The sequence below is a fragment of the Pseudomonas defluvii genome (genome assembly GCF_001695625.1).
In the GTDB taxonomy this organism is placed as follows: domain Bacteria; phylum Pseudomonadota; class Gammaproteobacteria; order Pseudomonadales; family Pseudomonadaceae; genus Aquipseudomonas; species Aquipseudomonas defluvii.
Window position 1 is genome coordinate 70,160 of sequence record NZ_MBPN01000010.1, and the last position, 16,915, is coordinate 87,074.

Genomic DNA, 16,915 nt, shown 5'->3' on the forward strand with positions numbered 1-16,915 from the left:
TAACGCGCGGGTAATCAGGAAAAGTCGTACAACCATAATTGAAATGGGGCGCTATAAGCGCCCCATTTTTTCAGGTCAGGCTTTGCCGACCTGCTTTTCCTTGATTTCCGCCAGTGTCTTGCAGTCGATGCACAGGTCGGCGGTAGGGCGGGCTTCCAGGCGGCGTACGCCAATCTCGATGCCGCAGTTCTCGCACCAGCCGTATTCTTCGTCCTGGATCAGCTGCAGCGTCTTGTCGATCTTTTTGATCAACTTGCGCTCGCGGTCGCGATTGCGCAGCTCCAGTGCGAACTCCTCTTCCTGACTGGCGCGATCGGCCGGGTCAGGGAAGTTGGCCGCTTCGTCTTTCATGTGGTCCACGGTCTGATCGACGCTGACCATGAGCTCCTGCTTCCATTTATTCAGCAGCTCGGTGAAGTGAGCACGCATGGGCTTGCCCATGTACTCCTCGCCCTGGGTTTCTCTATAGGGTTCGAAGCCGCGAACAAGTTGACTACTTTGTTGCTTTTCGTTGGTGGGCATGAATTGACCGCCTCTCACTCTTCTAATCCATTGCGCAGGCTGCTCCATCTCCGGCGCCCGCCGGCCCTGCGACTGCGAGCCGCCGAACTTACCAGATAGAATCAGGGGATGCTACTCCCTCTGATTGCAGGTTTTACCACCCGCTGGTTCCGGCTCTTGGGTAGAATCTTTAGTTTACACCCCATTTGAGAGAAGGCTAATGGCTCAGCCCTACAGTGCGCGTAGTCGCGCCATCGAACCCTTTCATGTGATGGCTTTGCTGGCGCGAGCCAACGAACTGCAAGCTGCAGGCCATGACGTCATTCATCTGGAAATCGGCGAGCCGGACTTCACCACGGCGGCGCCGATCATCAAGGCGGGGCAGGCGGCGCTCGCCAATGGGGAAACCCGTTACACCGCTGCGCGTGGCCTCCCGGCATTGCGCGAGGCGATCGCGGGTTTCTATGCCACGCGCTACGGGTTGAGCATTGATCCTCAGCGTATCCTGATTACCCCGGGAGGCTCTGGCGCGCTGCTTCTGGCCAGCAGCTTGCTGGTCGACCCTGGTAAGCACTGGTTGCTGGCCGATCCAGGGTATCCATGCAATCGGCATTTCCTGCGCCTGGTAGAAGGGGCTGCACAGTTGGTGCCGGTCGGCCCTGAGGTCAACTACCAACTGAACGCTGATCTGGTAGAGCGTTACTGGGATCAGGACAGCGTTGGTGCACTGGTTGCCTCACCGGCAAACCCAACAGGTACGGTGCTCGACCGTGAGCAACTGGCCAGCCTCGCGCAGGCAGTTCGGGAGCGTCACGGGCATCTGGTGGTAGACGAAATTTACCATGGCCTGACCTACGGCATGGACGCGCCTAGCGTGCTTGAAGTTGAAGACCAGGCCTTCGTCCTGAATAGTTTCTCAAAATATTTCGGCATGACCGGATGGCGTCTGGGGTGGCTGGTCGCACCTCCCGCAGCCGTGGCCGATCTGGAAAAGCTCGCCCAGAACCTGTACATCAGTGCGCCGAGCATGGCTCAGCATGCTGCATTGGCCTGCTTTGAGCCGGCAACGCTGGCTATTTTGGAAGAGCGTCGCGAGGAATTTGGTCGGCGACGTGATTTTCTTCTTCCAGCCCTGCGTGAGCTCGGGTTTGGCATCGCAGTCGAGCCTCAGGGCGCTTTCTATCTCTACGCTGATATCAGCACGTTTGGCGGTGATGCGTTCGCTTTCTGCCGTCACTTCCTGGAAACCGAGCATGTCGCGTTTACCCCGGGGCTGGATTTCGGGCGCTATCAGGCCGGGCACCATGTGCGTTTTGCCTACACCCAGAGCATGCCGCGCTTGCAGGAGGCTGTAGAGCGAATTGAGCGTGGCCTGCGGAGCTGGCAAGGCTGATGCGCTTTTCACCGGCACTTGAGGAAGCGCGCTTGCTGCGTCGCTACAAACGCTTCCTGGCAGATATAGAACTGGCCAGTGGTGAGCAACTGACGATCCACTGCCCCAACACCGGCTCAATGCTCAATTGCATGATCGAGGGTGGCAAGGTCTGGTTCAGCCGCTCCAATGACCCCAAGCGCAAGCTCCCAGGTACGTGGGAAATCAGCGAAACGCCTCAGGGGCGGCTGGCGTGCGTGAATACGGGGCGCGCCAATGCGCTGGTCGAAGAGGCGCTTTGTGCTGGGCGGATCAAGGAGCTTGCCGGGTTTAGCGCGCTCAGGCGCGAAGTGCCTTACGGTGAAGAAAACAGTCGAGTGGATTTTCGCCTGGAGTTTCCTGACGGCCCGGCTTATGTCGAAGTCAAAAGCGTGACATTGGGTTTTTCTGATTCGACTACTGCGGCGTTTCCCGACTCGGTGACTCAACGGGGCACCAAGCACTTGCGTGAGCTCGCCGCATTGGCTCGTCAAGGTGTGCGCGCCGTACAGCTATATTGCGTGAACCTCAGTGGTGTTGATGCGGTTCGTCCGGCCGAGGAAATCGACCCTGCTTATGCGGCAGCACTGCGTGAGGCCGTTGCGGATGGTGTGGAAGTGCTGGCGTACGCAGTGCGTCTGGAGGGTGAGCAGATTGAAGTCGATCGTCGCTTGCCAGTACTGATCAATCCGTGAGCCAGATGCCCCCGGTGTCTTCGTGGCAGTTGAGGGCTTCCAGGGCGTCGCCTTCGCAAGGGCCTGCCACGCACTCGCCTGACTCGATCAGAAACTGTGCGCCGTGATGCACGCAGGCGATCAATTGGGCACTGCTGTCGAGAAACGTGTCAGCCTGCCAGTTCAATGGAATGCCTCGATGGGGGCAGCGGTTGCGATAGAGGTAGACCTTACCCTGCCGGCGAACGGCGAGCAGGTGGGTGTTGTCGAGGCTAAAGCCGCGACTGTGGCCTTCACGAAGGTCGGAGGACGGGCAAAGGAAGTGCATGCGCATGGCTTACTCAAAATGATGGGCTTGGCTCGACTGACACGAGCGTTCAACCCTGAGGCACGTTTTATACCGTGCAGATTGACCCTAGGAAAGCCGACGCCGCTGGCCAGCAGTCGCCTGCTGATGCTGGCTCGAGAGGAGAACTGCTGATGCCCCGACTGCTGTGTTATGCCGTACTCGCACTGCTTCTGTGCCTGTCAGGCTGCCAGACCCGCGTAGCGCTGCCGCCATTGCCGGCTTGGCAGAGCCCTGAGGGGCTGGGGCATGCTGAGCTGGGGCAGATACGTGAGCTGGCCAGTGGTCGAGTCCTGAGTCCTGAGCAACTGGTCGCTCGCTTGGCGGGTGCGTCCCGTGTGCTAGTGGGAGAGCAACACGATAATCCTGACCATCATGCGCTGCAGTTGTGGTTGTTAAAGGCTCTCGGCCAATACCGCCCCCAAGGTAGCCTGCTACTGGAGATGCTTCAGCCTGTACAGCAGGCGCGGGTCGAGGTAGTGCGCCAGCAAGCATCATTACCTGCTGATGTACCCGGGGCTTTGCGTTGGCAAAAAGGTTGGGATTGGACCCTGTATGGGCCGATCGTAGAGGAGGCCCTGAGACAACCGTATGCACTGCTGGCCGCCAATCTTGACGATGATGAAGTGGGACGGATCTATCGACAGCCGCCGGTGTTGTCTGGAAATCGTTCGACATCAACGGCTGTTCGTCAGGCGCTACTTGAGCAGGTACGCGACTCCCATTGTGGCTTGCTGCCAGACTCGCAATTGCCAGCGATGCTTGCGGTGCAGCAGCAGCGTGACCGACGAATAGCCGAGCGCTTGCTTGCGGCGCCGACGCCAAGCCTGTTGTTCGCGGGCGGCTATCACGTGCGCAAAGATATCGGTGTTCCGCAGCATGTGGCGGACCTTGGCGTGCAAGACGCACCGCAGGTGCTGATGCTGGCCCAGGTAGGCGAGGTGGTTGAGCCGGGCATGGCGGATTATGTCTGGTTTACCGCAGCGTTGCCGGCTCAGGACTACTGCGCGAGTTTGCGCAAGAAACACTGAGTGGGCAGGCAAAAAAAGACCCGGCAAAATGTGCCGGGTCAATAACCGTGATTAGCCTGATGAGGAGATAATTTGAGAGCCCGAACCGAGGCTTTTCAGCTTATCCAACCAGCCTTGCGGCTAGTGGCTCCAGTAATAACAATTATCATTTGCATGTCAACTGTTGTATCGGCTGTCAGTTGTTTTTCCGCGGCGCTCTTGCGTCGAGTTGCTGGTTCAGGGCTTCCTTGCGCTCGACTGGAATGTCATTCCAATGCATGTCGAGCAAGGCGCCTTCGATCGCATAGAGCAGTACCTTCGATGCCCTGAAGCCACGAGTACGCACGGCTTGATACGCATTGACCGCGCCCATGCGACGCAAGTCAGAGGCGCTGTGAATACCGACTGCATGCAACCACTGCGCAGAAGTCTTGCCAAGATTCTTCAGATGCTGGAGTTCGTCGTTCATCAAGCCTCCTTGCGACGGCTGAACGGGTCGAGGGGAATCGCAGGCATACCAAGGGGGAGTGTAGCGGCAGTTGGAAAATAAGCGGCATTTTGGCGCTTATGGGTGGTCGGGCGGGGCCCTATGGCCCGTCAAGTGTGAGTCGGCGGGCCCTAGGGTTGCAGTCTGTTAACGTGTGCGGTAGCGCAGACGCGTTCCGAAATTAACTGACATGAGAATTTCGTCAGCACTCAGGTCTGGTGAGAAGTACACGCCGGAAATCTGGGCATGGGCCAGGCTGGCGCCTTCCATGGAGCAGTTTCGCAGATCCAGGCCACGCAGGTCGGCCGCCCGGAAGTAGGCACCAGTGAAATCTATGCCTGTGGTGTCCAATTCGCGCAGGTCCAGACCGCGAAAGTCGCCATGACTAAAATCGATGCTGGCGTCTTTCGGCCTTTCCTGATTGAAAGCCGCTACCTCTTCGTTACGCACCAAGGCATACAGCGCAGAGTCGATTTGCCGGGGCTGGTTCATGGTAGGCCTCCTTATGTGATTGTGATGACACTATAGTGCCATCACTTGGGAGGCGCGAACCCACTGCCGAGAAGTGTCGACTGCTTCACGTCCGGGAGTTGCTTACAAGCCAGGCAGTTTTTGCCGAATCTGCTTGACCAACTCGTCGAGACTGCCGCTTTCGTTGGTTTCTACGCGCTTGCTGTGCAGCAGTTCTTCGGCGCTCAATGGGTCACGATTGGCCTTCTGTGCGGCTATCACCTCAAGCGTGGCGTCGGACGGGTCATTCTGGTCGGCCTGACGCTGCTTGAGCCAGCTTGCGATGACCGCATCAGGTGCATTGCAGTCGAGTATCAGGAACGGTACGCCCGTTTCACCCGCAATGCCCGCGGCGGTTTGACGTTGTGCGTGCTTGAGGTAGGTGGCATCAATGACAGCCGGAAAGCCTGCACGCAGGACAATGCCTGCCAGTGTATGCAGGCGTGCGTAGGTCGCCTGGCTGGAGTCCTGATTGTAGATGCCAGCTTGCAAGTTGCCTGCATTTTCGGGCGTTTGCTCGCCGAACAGGCGCTTGCGCTCTACATCCGAGCGCAGGCGGATAGCGCCAAGTGCCTCGACCAAACGCATGGCGACATGGCTTTTGCCAACGGCCGACACACCGTGGGTAATAGCCAGGAAGCGCGAAGGAATAGCGCTGTAGCTCTCTGCCAGGGTTGCGTAGTTGCGGTACTGGCGCAGGGTTGTGGCACGCTGCACGCCGTCGGCATTGGCCGGCATGCTGAACAGGGCAACCTTGGCACGCACCAGTGCACGGTAGGCCTTGTAGAAGTTCAACAGCTCAAGGCCTTCATAGTCGCCGGTCAGTTCCAGGTACTGGCTGATGAAACGGCGGGACAGCGACTTGAGGCCGCGGTCTTCCAGGTCCATCGCCAGGAACGCGGCGTCGGCATAGACATCGGTCAGGCGGAACGGCTCGTTGAATTCGATGCAGTCGAAGATCACCACCTTGCCGTCGATCAGGGTGGCGTTACCCAGGTGGATGTCACCGTGGCACTCACGGATGAAGCCTTGGGCTTTACGGGCTTCCAGCAATCCATGAAGGCGGTCGAAGCTGCTGCGTGCCCACGCTTGGAGGGCATCTAGCTGTTGCAGGTCAGCCTTATCGCTCAGGAAGGGGCGTATCTGCTCAAAGTTCTGCTCAACCGGGGCCATCACGCTTTCCGGGCTGCCCAGCGGGTGATCCACGGCCACGCGTGGTGCACTCAGGTGGAACTGTGCAATCTGGTGGGCCATCTGGTCGATATGTTCTGCCGTCAGCTCGCCATTGGCCTGCAGCGTGTTAAGCATCTGGCTCTGCGGGAACTGACGCATCTTCAGGGCGTACTCGATCGGCTCGCCTGTGCCGCCCAATTGTGGGGCTTCGGCGCTGCCGGTAATTGGCAGTACGTCAAGGTACAGCCCCTGGGTCAGGCGCTGGTTCAAGCGCAGCTCTTCATTGCAGAAGTGCTTGCGCTGGGCCAGCTCGGTAAAGTCGAGGAAGCCGAAGTTCATCGGCTTCTTGATTTTGTAGGCGAATTCGCCAGTGAGCAGAACCCAGGAAATGTGTGTCTCAATAACCTGGAAACCGCTCACCGGATGAGGGTACAGGGCTGGGTTTTGCAGGGCTGCAATCAAGGCTTGGCTCACGGGCGATCCTTTGGAGTCGTGAAGAGTCTAAGCGCCCATTATGGCGACAAGCGGCCCCCGTGCAAACCGCCGGAGGGCGCCTGTCGACGAACAATAAAGTGCGTATAATCCGCGGCCATGACTCGTACCCAATCTTCCCGTACCCCCAAAAAACGTCCCTCTGGCCGTGCGCGCGCCCTGCTGGGCTGGGCTTTGAAGCTCAGCCTTGTCGGTCTCGTCGTGCTCGCGGGCTTTGCGATTTATTTCGATGCGGTAGTCCAGGAGAAATTCTCTGGCAAGCGCTGGACGATCCCGGCCAAGGTGTATGCCCGGCCGCTGGAGCTGTTCGTCGGCCAGAAACTCAGCAAGGACGACTTTCTTATCGAGCTTGATGCCTTGGGCTATCGGCGCGAGAGCGTCGCCAATGGGCCTGGTGCCGCTGCTGTCAGTGGTAATACGGTCGATATCAATACCCGTGGCTTCCAGTTCTATGAAGGGCTGGAGCAGGCCCAGGCGGTTCAAGTACGTTTCTCGGGCGATTACGTTGCCGGGTTGAGTGGAGCCAATGGCTCGAAACTGGCCGTGGTTCGCCTGGAGCCGCTGCTGATCGGCGGGTTGTACCCGAAGAACCTTGAAGACCGCATCCTGATAAAACTCGATCAGGTGCCCCCGTACCTGCTTGAAACCCTGGTTGCCGTGGAAGACCGCGACTTCTATTCGCACTTTGGTGTTTCGCCCAAGTCGATTGCACGGGCCATCTGGGTCAACACCTCATCCGGCGCCATGCGTCAGGGGGGCAGTACCCTGACCCAGCAGTTGGTCAAGAACTTCTACCTGACCAATGAGCGCAGCCTCAGTCGCAAGCTGACGGAAGCCCTGATGGCGATGTTGCTTGAGCTGCATTACGACAAGCGCGAGATCCTCGAGGCCTACCTCAACGAGGTGTTCATTGGCCAGGATGGTCAGCGCGCGGTGCATGGCTTTGGTCTTGCGAGCCAGTTTTTCTTCAGTCAGCCGTTGTCAGAGCTCAAGCTGCATCAGGTCGCATTGTTGGTGGGGATGGTCAAGGGGCCTTCCTACTACAACCCGCGGCGCTACCCCGAGCGGGCAACGGTGCGGCGTAACCTGGTGCTCGACTTGTTGGCCGAGCAGGGCGTCGCAACCCCGGAGGCCGTCGAGGCTGCGAAGAAAATGCCGTTGGGCGTTACCAAGCGTGGCAGCCTGGCCGACAGTTCCTTCCCGGGCTTCCTTGACCTGGTCAAACGCCAACTGCGTCAGGACTATCGTGACGAAGACTTGACCGAAGAAGGTCTGCGGATCTTTACCAGCTTCGATCCGATTCTGCAGATGAAGGCGGAGGCATCGGTCACTGACACCTTCAAGCGCCTTGCCGGGCGCAAGGGGGCGGATGAAGTCGAGGCAGCCATGGTGGTGACCAATCCGGAAACCGGTGAGGTCCAGGCGCTGATAGGCAGTCGCCAGCCCGGTTTTGCCGGTTTCAACCGTGCTGTGGATGCTGTTCGGCCGATTGGCTCTCTGGTCAAGCCGGCTGTCTACCTGACCGCATTGGAAAAACCCAGCCAGTACACGCTCACGAGCTGGGTCCAGGATGAGCCCTTTTCGGTCAAAGGGGCCGACGGCCAGGTATGGAAGCCGCAGAACTACGATCGGCGATCCCATGGCACCATCTACCTCTACCAGGGGCTGGCGAACTCTTACAACCTTTCCACGGCCAAACTTGGTCTGGAAGTGGGTGTGCCCAATGTGTTGAAAACCATTGGCCGTTTGGGTGTCGAAGTCGATTGGCCGGCGTTCCCGTCGATGTTGCTGGGGGCGGGCGGCATGTCGCCGATGCAGGTGGCTACCATGTACCAGACCCTGGCCAATGGTGGTTTCAATACGCCGATGCGCGGTATTCGCAGCGTACTGACGGCTGAGGGTGAGCCGCTCAAGCGCTACCCGTTCCAGATCCAGCAGCGTTTTGATCCAGGCTCCATCTATCTGGTGCAGAACGCCATGCAACGGGTCATGCGTGAAGGCACCGGACGTTCGGTTTACAGTGTCTTGCCAAGCTCTCTGACCTTGGCCGGCAAGACCGGTACCAGTAACGACTCGCGAGACAGTTGGTTCGCAGGTTTCAGTCAGGACCTGCTGGCAGTCGTCTGGTTGGGGCGTGACGACAATGGCAAGACGCCGTTCACGGGGGCCACCGGCGCATTGCAGGTTTGGACCAGTTTCATGCGCAAGGCCGACCCGCTTCCTCTGGATATGCCGCAGCCAGACAATGTGGTGCTGGCCTGGGTTGATGCCCATTCCGGGCAAGGGTCGGACGCAAGCTGCCCGGGCGCGGTCCAGATGCCGTATATTCGCGGCAGCGAACCGCCCCCCGGTCCTGCCTGTGGTGGTGAATCCGCGCCAGCCGAATCGGTAATGGACTGGGTCAAGGGTTGGATGAATTGAGCACTAGCGAAGAGGGTGTGAAGTGAATAAGTGGTGGTTTCCTGCCTTGACGGCACTGGCGCTACTCAATGGCTGTGCCAGCGTGCAACGTGGTTCGATCCCTGTTGTCGAGTCAGGCACGCGTGTTTCTAACAGTGAGCGAGTAACGGCCAGCCGCGGTGGCTATAACGCTGCCGCCAGCGGTGCGCGTCAGGCTCAAGCAATACCTCAGAACGATGCAGTAACCGTCATGGTGCCGCAGGGGGCTGGTGCGGCGCCGATCCAGACGTTCCCGGCGTCGACCAGCGCAGCACCAATTACACCGGGGCCGATTACGCCAGGCCCGGTGACATCGGAGCCGATGACGACCGCATCAATCAGCTCTGGCGGCTACAGCATGCCAAGTGCGCCAACAGGCATCCCTCGCGGCAATGCGGGTGGCTTATCCGCGGATGAACAACTGGATGGTCCGGTGCTGGCGTTGCTGACCACTGCGCAGCAACAACAAGGCAGTGGTGATTACAACGGTGCCTCGTCCAGCTTGGAGCGTGCCCAGCGCATTGCACCGCGTGAGCCGCAAGTGCTCTACCGTTTGGCCCAGGTGCGCCTGGCCCAAGGGGATGCTGCCCAATCCGAGCAACTGGCTCGACGGGCGCTGACTTATGCCAATGGTCGACCCGATTTGCAGGCCGGGCTGTGGGACATCATCGCCCAGTCACGGGAGAAGCAAGGTGACGCCGCTGGCGCTGCGCTGGCCCGTCAGAAAGCGCGGGTGAGCTCGTAATGGACAAGCGGGTTCCGTCAATCGCCGACCATCTGTTGCTGATCGAGCAGGAACTGCGCTCGCTTGGATGGTGGGAGGAGAGGGCGCCGAGTGCCGAGGCGCTGGCCAGTGTCGAACCCTTTGCGGTCGATACGCTGTCTTTTGAGCAGTGGTTGCAGTGGATCTTCCTCCAGCGGATGAAGATGATTCTTGAGCATGACCTGCCGCTGCCTAACGCCTCCGGTATTCTCGAGATGGCCGAGATGGTTTATGTGGATCGGGTGCAGGAAAGTACGCGGCTGCGTCGACTGTTGTCCGAGTTTGACGAACTGATTCGCTCATCTCGCTGAGTTCCTGAGTTTCTCCTTCCGGGGCAGCTTCGTCTGCCCCGCACGCTCGTTGCCTGATGCTTCAGATGCTCAGGCAAACGTTTTTCTGCTTGCTCGAGAGTGGCTTATGGTGAATTAACCGCGAAGATCACTTGACTTGAGCAGTTCGAATCAGAACAATCCAAAGTCCGCTGTAGAGGGACTGCCAGAAGCAGACCCGCTAAGCAGATCATGAGGCGCACACCCGCGCCGACCTGTTACACCCCGCAACGCGTTACCTCGCGCTGGGTGGGAAAACCCCGCAACACTCTGGGGCGCTCCCAATACTTGCTCAGTCAGTGCTGACGTAGTCGGCGATTTCGTCGCTCATGCTCTGCTTGGCAGTAAACCTATTAAGACCCGTTCCCATCGGACGGTATTCTGGCGTTTTAGAGGTGAACAACGTGGAGCTTTTATCTGGCGCTGAAATGGTCGTCCGCTTTTTGCGTGACGAAGGCGTTAAGCACATCTATGGGTACCCGGGCGGTGCTCTTCTTCATGTTTACGATGCTCTGTTCAAAGAACCGGAAGTGAGTCACATTCTGGTCCGTCATGAGCAGGCTGCAACCCATATGGCGGATGGTTACGCCCGTGCTACCGGCAAGGCTGGTGTAGTTCTGGTGACCTCCGGTCCTGGGGCGACCAATGCCATTACCGGTATTGCCACCGCTTACATGGACTCCATTCCGATGGTCATCCTTTCCGGTCAGGTGCCTAGCACCATGGTCGGTACGGATGCTTTCCAGGAAACCGACATGATCGGTATTTCCCGGCCGATCGTGAAGCACAGTTTCATGATCAAGCACGCATCGGAAATCCCTGAAGTTCTGAAAAAGGCCTTCTACCTCGCGCAGTCCGGCCGTCCAGGCCCGGTTGTCGTCGACATTCCGAAGGACATGACCAACCCGGCTGAAAAGTTCGAGTACGTCTATCCGAAGAAGGTCAAGCTGCGCTCGTACAGCCCCGCTGTTCGTGGGCACTCGGGTCAGATCCGCAAAGCCGCAGAAATGCTGCTCTCGGCTAAACGTCCGGTTGTGTACGCTGGTGGTGGTGTCATCCTCGGCGGTGGCTCCGCAGCCCTGACTGAAATGGCGCAGATGCTGAACCTGCCGGTCACCAATACCCTGATGGGCCTGGGTTGCTATCCGGGTACTGACCGTCAATTCCTCGGCATGCTGGGCATGCACGGCAGTTACACCGCCAACCTGACGATGCACCATGCCGACGTGATCCTTGCTGTTGGCGCGCGTTTCGATGATCGGGTCGTCAACGGTCCGGCGAAGTTCTGCCCGAACGCCAAGATCATCCATATCGACATCGACCCTGCGTCGATCTCCAAAATGATCAAGGCCGATGTGCCTATTGTCGGGCCTGTCGAAAGCGTTCTGACCGAGATGGTCGCGATCCTCAAGGAAATCGGTGAGAAGCCTGAAAAGGCGGCAATGGATGCCTGGTGGAAGCAGATCGAAGAGTGGCGTGGCGACCGCGGCATGTTCCCTTACGACAAGGGTGATGGCAGTGTCATCAAGCCGCAGACCGTTATCGAGACACTCTGCGAAGTGACCAAAGGCGATGCCTTCGTTACCTCCGATGTCGGCCAGCACCAGATGTTCGCGGCGCAGTACTACCGCTTCAACAAGCCAAACCGCTGGATCAACTCCGGTGGCCTGGGCACCATGGGCTTTGGCTTCCCTGCCGCCATGGGCGTCAAGCTGAACTTCCCTGACCAGGATGTTGCCTGTGTCACCGGTGAGGGCAGTATCCAGATGAACATTCAGGAGTTGTCGACCTGCCTGCAGTACGACCTGCCGGTGAAGATCGTCAACCTGAACAACGGTGTATTGGGCATGGTCCGCCAGTGGCAGGACATGGCCTACAACAGCCGTCACTCGCACTCCTACATGGAATCGCTGCCTGATTTCGTCAAGTTGGCCGAAGCCTATGGCCATGTGGGTATCCGCATCACCAGCCTGAAGGACCTCAAGCCCAAGCTCGAGGAAGCCTTTGCCATGAAAGACCGGTTGGTGTTCATCGATATCCAGGTCGACAACAGCGAGCACGTCTATCCGATGCAAATCAAGGATGGCTCGATGCGCGATATGTGGCTGAGCAAGACGGAGCGTACCTAATCATGCGGCACATTATTTCCCTGCTGTTGGAAAACGAACCTGGTGCCTTGTCGCGCGTGGTTGGCCTGTTCTCCCAGCGCAACTACAACATCGAAAGCCTGACGGTTGCTCCGACTGAAGACCCGACCTTGTCGCGTCTGACGCTGACAACGGTCGGCCATGATGAAGTGATCGAGCAGATCACCAAGAACCTGAACAAGCTGGTTGAAGTGGTCAAGTTGGTCGACCTCTCAGAAAGCGCGCATATCGAGCGTGAACTGATGCTGGTCAAGGTCAAGGCCACGGGCGCACAGCGTGCCGAGATCAAACGCACCACCGATATCTATCGGGGGCAGATCGTCGATGTCAGTGCCAGTGTCTATACCGTTCAACTGACCGGTACCAGCGACAAACTGGACAGTTTCATTCAGGCTATCGGTACCGCGTCCATTCTCGAAACCGTACGCAGTGGCGTCACCGGCATTGCCCGTGGCGACAAAGTTCTTAGCATCTAACTCAAAAAATTAGCGAATGGCCTCGAAAGGCCGAGATAAGGGGTGTTTCATGAAAGTTTATTACGACAAAGACTGCGACCTTTCGATCATCCAGGGCAAAAAAGTTGCCATCATCGGTTACGGCTCTCAGGGTCACGCCCAAGCGTGCAACCTGAAAGATTCGGGTGTGGATGTTACCGTTGGTCTGCGTAAAGGCTCGGCTACTGTTGCCAAGGCTGAAGCGCACGGTCTGAAAGTCACTGACGTGGCCAGCGCTGTTGCCGCTGCTGACCTGGTCATGATCCTGACCCCAGACGAGTTCCAGTCTCAGCTGTACAAGAGCGAAGTCGAGCCTAACCTGAAGAAGGGCGCTACCCTGGCGTTCTCCCACGGTTTCGCGATTCACTACAACCAGGTTGTGCCACGTGCTGACCTGGACGTGATCATGATCGCCCCTAAAGCACCAGGCCACACTGTACGTTCCGAGTTCGTCAAGGGCGGCGGTATCCCTGACCTGATCGCGATCTACCAGGATGCGTCCGGTAACGCCAAGAACGTTGCCCTGTCCTACGCCGCAGGCGTTGGCGGTGGCCGTACCGGCATCATCGAAACGACCTTCAAGGACGAGACTGAAACCGACCTGTTCGGTGAGCAGGCTGTTCTGTGTGGCGGTACCGTTGAGCTGGTCAAAGCCGGTTTCGAAACACTGGTTGAAGCTGGCTACGCGCCAGAAATGGCCTACTTCGAGTGCCTGCACGAACTGAAGCTGATCGTTGACCTCATGTACGAAGGCGGTATCGCCAACATGAACTACTCGATCTCCAACAACGCTGAGTACGGTGAGTACGTAACTGGCCCAGAGGTCATCAACGCTGAGTCCCGTCAGGCAATGCGCAACGCTCTGAAGCGTATCCAGGACGGCGAGTACGCGAAGATGTTCATCAGCGAGGGTGCCACTGGCTACCCATCGATGACTGCTCGTCGTCGTAACAACGCTGCCCACGGTATCGAAGTCATCGGTGAGCAACTGCGCTCGATGATGCCTTGGATCGCGGCGAACAAAATCGTAGACAAAGCCAAGAACTAATCTTGCCTTGATGCGATAAGAACGCGGCTTTGGCCGCGTTTTTTCGTTTAGAGGGTCAGCTTCTGGTATAAAGCTCACTGTGTGCACGAACTCTCGCTGCAAACAACAGCCGAAACTTTCCAAACCGTTGCAAGGTAATGTCCATGAGCGAACGTCCAGAAGAGCCCAGCAAGGCCTCCGACGCCGAAAGCCTGCTACCGATCGATGAGCATGTTGAAGAAGGGCATGACGCCGAAGGACGCAAGGTGCGGCATCGTGGTATCTATCTGCTGCCCAATCTGTTTACTACCGCCAACCTGTTTGCCGGTTTCTATTCCATCATCAGCTCGATGAGCGCACAAAGCGCGCTGAGTGCTGGTGATCCTCGCGAAGCGAGCAAGTATTTTGCCTTCGCCGCCATCGCTATTTTTGTTGCCATGGTGCTCGATGGCCTTGATGGTCGTGTTGCGCGCATGACCAACACTCAAAGCGCCTTTGGCGCCGAGTACGATTCCCTGTCCGACATGGTCGCTTTCGGTGTGGCCCCGGCATTGCTGGCGTTCGGCTGGGCGCTGGGCGACATGGGTAAAGTCGGCTGGATGGTGGCCTTCATTTATGTGGCTGGTGCCGCGTTGCGTCTGGCGCGTTTCAATACCCAGGTTGGCAAGGCGGACAAGCGCTACTTTATAGGTTTGGCCAGCCCGGCTGCGGCGGGTGTGGTAGCTGGTACTGTCTGGGCATTCAGTGACTACGGTATCCAGGGTTCCAAGCTGTCATTTCTGGTGGCGCTGTTGGTTGCTGCCGCCGGCATGCTGATGGTCAGTAACATCAAGTACAACAGCTTCAAGGAGCTCGACCTGAAGGGGCGTGTACCTTTCGTGGCGATTCTCGCCGTGGTACTCGTGTTTGCTGTGGTCTTCAGTGATCCGCCACGTATTCTGCTGCTGATTTTCCTTGCTTATGCCGCTTCGGGCCCTATCCAGTACCTGTTGCGCATGCGTCGGCGTAAAGGCACCGAGTGATGTAATTTCTGCAAGACTCCGTAGTCTACTGGTGCATCAGTCCACCCGTTCTACGGAGTCATCATGCTGATCAAGATGCCCAAGGCCTCTGACTGCAAAGCGTCAGAGGTCACCCCCGAATCTCTCTATGTCTCTCGTCGCCACCTGCTGGGCGGGTCCTTGGCTGCGCTGGCTGTTTCAGCCCTGCCGCGTTTGGCCAGTGCCGCCGATGTTTCGCGTTACCCGGATGTCGATGCCGGTTCCGCGCCCGGTTGGTTCAACGAGAAGCTTGGTGGAACTCAATGGCAGGCGGTGACAGCGCCAGGCGAGGCCATTACGCCATTCAAAGATGCAACCCACTACAACAACTTCTATGAGTTCGGCCCTGATAAGGGAGACCCGGCGCAAAACGCGGCTGTGCTGAAAACTGCCCCTTGGACGGTAGTAGTCGATGGCGAGGTCGGAAAGCCCGGTCGTTATGCGTTGGAAGACTTCATCAAGCCCTATCAGTTGGAGGAGCGCATCTATCGGCTGCGCTGTGTAGAGGCGTGGTCGATGGTGATCCCTTGGTTGGGGTTCCCGTTGTCCGCTCTGCTCAAGCAGGTGGAGCCAACATCCAAAGCGCGTTACATCCGCTTCGAAACGCTGCAGGATCCGAAAAGCATGCCTGGCCAACGCTCAGGCTTTGCCTTGATTGACTGGCCTTATGTAGAAGGGTTGCGTCTGGATGAGGCCATGAATCCGTTGGCCATACTGGCTGTTGGTATGTATGGGCGGGAGCTGCCTAATCAGAATGGTGCGCCTCTCAGATTGGTGGTTCCGTGGAAGTATGGCTTCAAGAGCATTAAGTCGATCGTGCGCATCAGCCTCGTTGAGCAGCAGCCGAAAACCACGTGGCAAAGCATTGCGCCGGATGAGTACGGCTTTTATGCCAATGTGAACCCTCAGGTTGATCATCCGCGCTGGACCCAGGCGCGTGAGCGTCGGTTGCCGAGTGGGCTGTTCAGTCCGAATGTGCGCGACACGCAGATGTTCAATGGGTACGCAGAGGAAGTCGCTTCTCTTTATAGTGGTCTTGATCTGAGGAAGAACTACTGATGCGCTACCCATGGTTTCGCCTTGGTATTTTTGTTCTCGCCAGTTTTTGGCCTTTGTATTGGCTCTATCAGGCGTGGGCGTTTGCATTGGGGCCAGACCCGGGCAAGGTGTTGGTCGATCGGCTGGGGTTGGGGGCGTTGATCTTTTTGCTCATTACCTTGTGCATGACGCCATTGCAGCGCCTGAGCGGCTGGTCTGGCTGGATTGTGGTGAGGCGCCAGTTGGGCTTGTGGTGCTTTGCCTATGTCGTGTTGCACTTGAGTGGTTACCTGTTCTTTATTCTCGGTCTCGACTGGGGGCAATTAGGCGTAGAGTTGCGCAAGCGCCCCTATATCATTGTGGGTGTTCTGGGATTTATCGGGCTGCTTGCCTTGGCTGTGACTTCGAATCGCTACAGCCAGCGGCGGCTTGGGGCGCGCTGGAAGAGGTTGCACAAGTTGGTTTATGTGATCCTGGGGTTGGGGTTGCTGCATTTTCTGTGGGTCGTGCGTGCAGATCTGAAGGAGTGGGCGGTCTACGCTGGCATTGGCGTATTGTTGTTGGCGCTACGTATTCCTGCCTTGGGGCGGCGTATTCCGAGGCTGGCGATAGGAAAAGCCGCAACGACAACGAAAAGTTGAATTTAAGCCTTGACGCCCCGTTCCATCTCTCTATAATGCGCACCTCTTTCGGCGCAGTCGAAGCGGAAAACTCCTTGGTAATCAATGAGTTAGATGTTTAGTGATGGTGCTGGAAGTGCTTCGGTCGAATAGGTCGGCAGCGGTGAAAAAGGTGGTTGACAGCGAGTTGAAACGCTGTAGAATTCGCCTCCCGCTAACGAGAGATCGAAGCGAGTCAAGTGGTTGAAGTTGAACGGAAAATTCTGAAAAACTTCAAAATAAACGCTTGACAGAGACAGGGGAAAGCGTAGAATGCGCGCCTCGGTTGAGACGAAAAGCGCTTAACCAACCGCTCTTTAACAATCGAATCAAGCAATTCGTGTGGGTGCTTGTGAAATCAGACTGATAGTCAAA

Annotated in this window: 17 protein-coding genes; 12 read left to right on the plus strand and 5 right to left on the minus strand. The window is 57.8% G+C overall.

From position 1 onward, the window contains the following. Positions 1–75 precede the first annotated feature (75 nt). Complete coding sequence (gene dksA, locus EKA13_RS04915) at positions 76–522, minus strand: RNA polymerase-binding protein DksA (protein WP_065758286.1); 447 nt, start codon at positions 520–522, stop codon at positions 76–78. Positions 523–721: 199 nt separating this feature from the next. Here dksA and EKA13_RS04920 point away from each other — a divergent pair, with 199 nt between their 5' ends. Beyond that, on the plus strand, positions 722–1,894 hold the full coding sequence (locus EKA13_RS04920; RefSeq protein WP_065758287.1) for a pyridoxal phosphate-dependent aminotransferase: 1,173 nt from the start codon (positions 722–724) through the stop codon (positions 1,892–1,894). Beyond that, complete coding sequence (sfsA, locus tag EKA13_RS04925; RefSeq protein ID WP_065758288.1) at positions 1,894–2,607, plus strand: DNA/RNA nuclease SfsA; 714 nt, start codon at positions 1,894–1,896, stop codon at positions 2,605–2,607. Before EKA13_RS04920 ends, sfsA begins: the two co-directional genes overlap by 1 nt. Here the strand turns inward: sfsA and EKA13_RS04930 are convergent. Further along, a complete protein-coding gene (locus EKA13_RS04930) occupies positions 2,597–2,914 on the minus strand; it encodes a Rieske (2Fe-2S) protein (protein WP_065758301.1) in 318 nt (105 codons plus the stop codon). The genes sfsA and EKA13_RS04930 overlap by 11 nt on opposite strands. A gap of 152 nt (positions 2,915–3,066) precedes the next feature. Here EKA13_RS04930 and EKA13_RS04935 point away from each other — a divergent pair, with 152 nt between their 5' ends. Next, positions 3,067–3,963 (plus strand): ChaN family lipoprotein, encoded by an 897-nt coding sequence (locus EKA13_RS04935; RefSeq protein WP_065758289.1) that lies wholly within the window; start codon positions 3,067–3,069, stop codon positions 3,961–3,963. 175 nt (positions 3,964–4,138) lie between these two features. Here the strand turns inward: EKA13_RS04935 and EKA13_RS04940 are convergent, their stop codons facing one another. The 3 genes from EKA13_RS04940 to EKA13_RS04950 form a co-directional block, all read right to left on the minus strand. Continuing rightward, entirely contained in the window at positions 4,139–4,411 is a 273-nt protein-coding gene (locus tag EKA13_RS04940) for a TfoX/Sxy family protein (RefSeq protein WP_065758290.1), read from the minus strand. Between the two features lie 165 nt (positions 4,412–4,576). Then, positions 4,577–4,921: a pentapeptide repeat-containing protein gene (locus EKA13_RS04945; protein WP_065758291.1), complete on the minus strand. Its 345-nt coding sequence runs from the start codon at positions 4,919–4,921 to the stop codon at positions 4,577–4,579. A 102-nt stretch (positions 4,922–5,023) separates the two neighbouring features. Continuing rightward, positions 5,024–6,586, minus strand: coding sequence for a bifunctional aminoglycoside phosphotransferase/ATP-binding protein (locus EKA13_RS04950; protein WP_065758292.1), 1,563 nt, complete (start codon positions 6,584–6,586; stop codon positions 5,024–5,026). A gap of 117 nt (positions 6,587–6,703) precedes the next feature. On the opposite strand from EKA13_RS04950, the gene mrcB reads away from it, so the two are divergent. The 9 genes from mrcB to msrQ all read left to right on the plus strand — a co-directional run bounded on the left by mrcB (position 6,704) and on the right by msrQ (position 16,522). After that, positions 6,704–9,025: a penicillin-binding protein 1B gene (mrcB, locus tag EKA13_RS04955; protein ID WP_065758293.1), complete on the plus strand. Its 2,322-nt coding sequence runs from the start codon at positions 6,704–6,706 to the stop codon at positions 9,023–9,025. A gap of 22 nt (positions 9,026–9,047) precedes the next feature. Continuing rightward, positions 9,048–9,788, plus strand: a complete 741-nt coding sequence (locus EKA13_RS04960; protein WP_065758294.1) for a tetratricopeptide repeat protein — start codon at positions 9,048–9,050, stop codon at positions 9,786–9,788. After that, a complete protein-coding gene (locus EKA13_RS04965; protein WP_065758295.1) occupies positions 9,788–10,117 on the plus strand; it encodes a YqcC family protein in 330 nt (109 codons plus the stop codon). Before EKA13_RS04960 ends, EKA13_RS04965 begins: the two co-directional genes overlap by 1 nt. Positions 10,118–10,539: 422 nt before the next feature. Next, entirely contained in the window at positions 10,540–12,264 is a 1,725-nt protein-coding gene (locus EKA13_RS04970; protein WP_065758302.1) for an acetolactate synthase 3 large subunit, read from the plus strand. Positions 12,265–12,266: 2 nt separating this feature from the next. Then, entirely contained in the window at positions 12,267–12,758 is a 492-nt protein-coding gene (gene ilvN, locus EKA13_RS04975) for an acetolactate synthase small subunit (protein WP_042125802.1), read from the plus strand. A gap of 49 nt (positions 12,759–12,807) precedes the next feature. Next, positions 12,808–13,824: a ketol-acid reductoisomerase gene (gene ilvC, locus EKA13_RS04980; RefSeq protein WP_065758296.1), complete on the plus strand. Its 1,017-nt coding sequence runs from the start codon at positions 12,808–12,810 to the stop codon at positions 13,822–13,824. 143 nt (positions 13,825–13,967) lie between these two features. After that, complete coding sequence (gene pssA / locus EKA13_RS04985; RefSeq protein WP_065758297.1) at positions 13,968–14,825, plus strand: CDP-diacylglycerol--serine O-phosphatidyltransferase; 858 nt, start codon at positions 13,968–13,970, stop codon at positions 14,823–14,825. A gap of 63 nt (positions 14,826–14,888) precedes the next feature. Then, the gene (msrP, locus tag EKA13_RS04990; protein ID WP_065758298.1) at positions 14,889–15,902 is read left to right on the plus strand and encodes a protein-methionine-sulfoxide reductase catalytic subunit MsrP; all 1,014 of its coding nucleotides are present in this window, start codon (positions 14,889–14,891) and stop codon (positions 15,900–15,902) included. Then, on the plus strand, positions 15,902–16,522 hold the full coding sequence (gene msrQ / locus EKA13_RS04995; RefSeq protein WP_065758299.1) for a protein-methionine-sulfoxide reductase heme-binding subunit MsrQ: 621 nt from the start codon (positions 15,902–15,904) through the stop codon (positions 16,520–16,522). The genes msrP and msrQ overlap by 1 nt, the downstream gene beginning before the upstream one ends. The last annotated feature ends 393 nt before the right edge of the window (positions 16,523–16,915 follow it).

Bases quoted from the DNA above. Each gene is read 5' to 3' on its own strand.
- dksA (WP_065758286.1), bottom strand. From the start codon at position 522: ATGCCCACCAACGAAAAGCAACAAAGTAGTCAACTTGTTCGCGGCTTC.
- EKA13_RS04920 (WP_065758287.1), top strand. From the start codon at position 722: ATGGCTCAGCCCTACAGTGCGCGTAGTCGCGCCATCGAACCCTTTCAT.
- sfsA (WP_065758288.1), top strand. From the start codon at position 1,894: ATGCGCTTTTCACCGGCACTTGAGGAAGCGCGCTTGCTGCGTCGCTAC.
- EKA13_RS04930 (WP_065758301.1), bottom strand. From the start codon at position 2,914: ATGCACTTCCTTTGCCCGTCCTCCGACCTTCGTGAAGGCCACAGTCGC.
- EKA13_RS04935 (WP_065758289.1), top strand. From the start codon at position 3,067: ATGCCCCGACTGCTGTGTTATGCCGTACTCGCACTGCTTCTGTGCCTG.
- EKA13_RS04940 (WP_065758290.1), bottom strand. From the start codon at position 4,411: ATGAACGACGAACTCCAGCATCTGAAGAATCTTGGCAAGACTTCTGCG.
- EKA13_RS04945 (WP_065758291.1), bottom strand. From the start codon at position 4,921: ATGAACCAGCCCCGGCAAATCGACTCTGCGCTGTATGCCTTGGTGCGT.
- mrcB (WP_065758293.1), top strand. From the start codon at position 6,704: ATGACTCGTACCCAATCTTCCCGTACCCCCAAAAAACGTCCCTCTGGC.
- EKA13_RS04965 (WP_065758295.1), top strand. From the start codon at position 9,788: ATGGACAAGCGGGTTCCGTCAATCGCCGACCATCTGTTGCTGATCGAG.
- ilvN (WP_042125802.1), top strand. From the start codon at position 12,267: ATGCGGCACATTATTTCCCTGCTGTTGGAAAACGAACCTGGTGCCTTG.
- ilvC (WP_065758296.1), top strand. From the start codon at position 12,808: ATGAAAGTTTATTACGACAAAGACTGCGACCTTTCGATCATCCAGGGC.
- pssA (WP_065758297.1), top strand. From the start codon at position 13,968: ATGAGCGAACGTCCAGAAGAGCCCAGCAAGGCCTCCGACGCCGAAAGC.
- msrP (WP_065758298.1), top strand. From the start codon at position 14,889: ATGCTGATCAAGATGCCCAAGGCCTCTGACTGCAAAGCGTCAGAGGTC.
- msrQ (WP_065758299.1), top strand. From the start codon at position 15,902: ATGCGCTACCCATGGTTTCGCCTTGGTATTTTTGTTCTCGCCAGTTTT.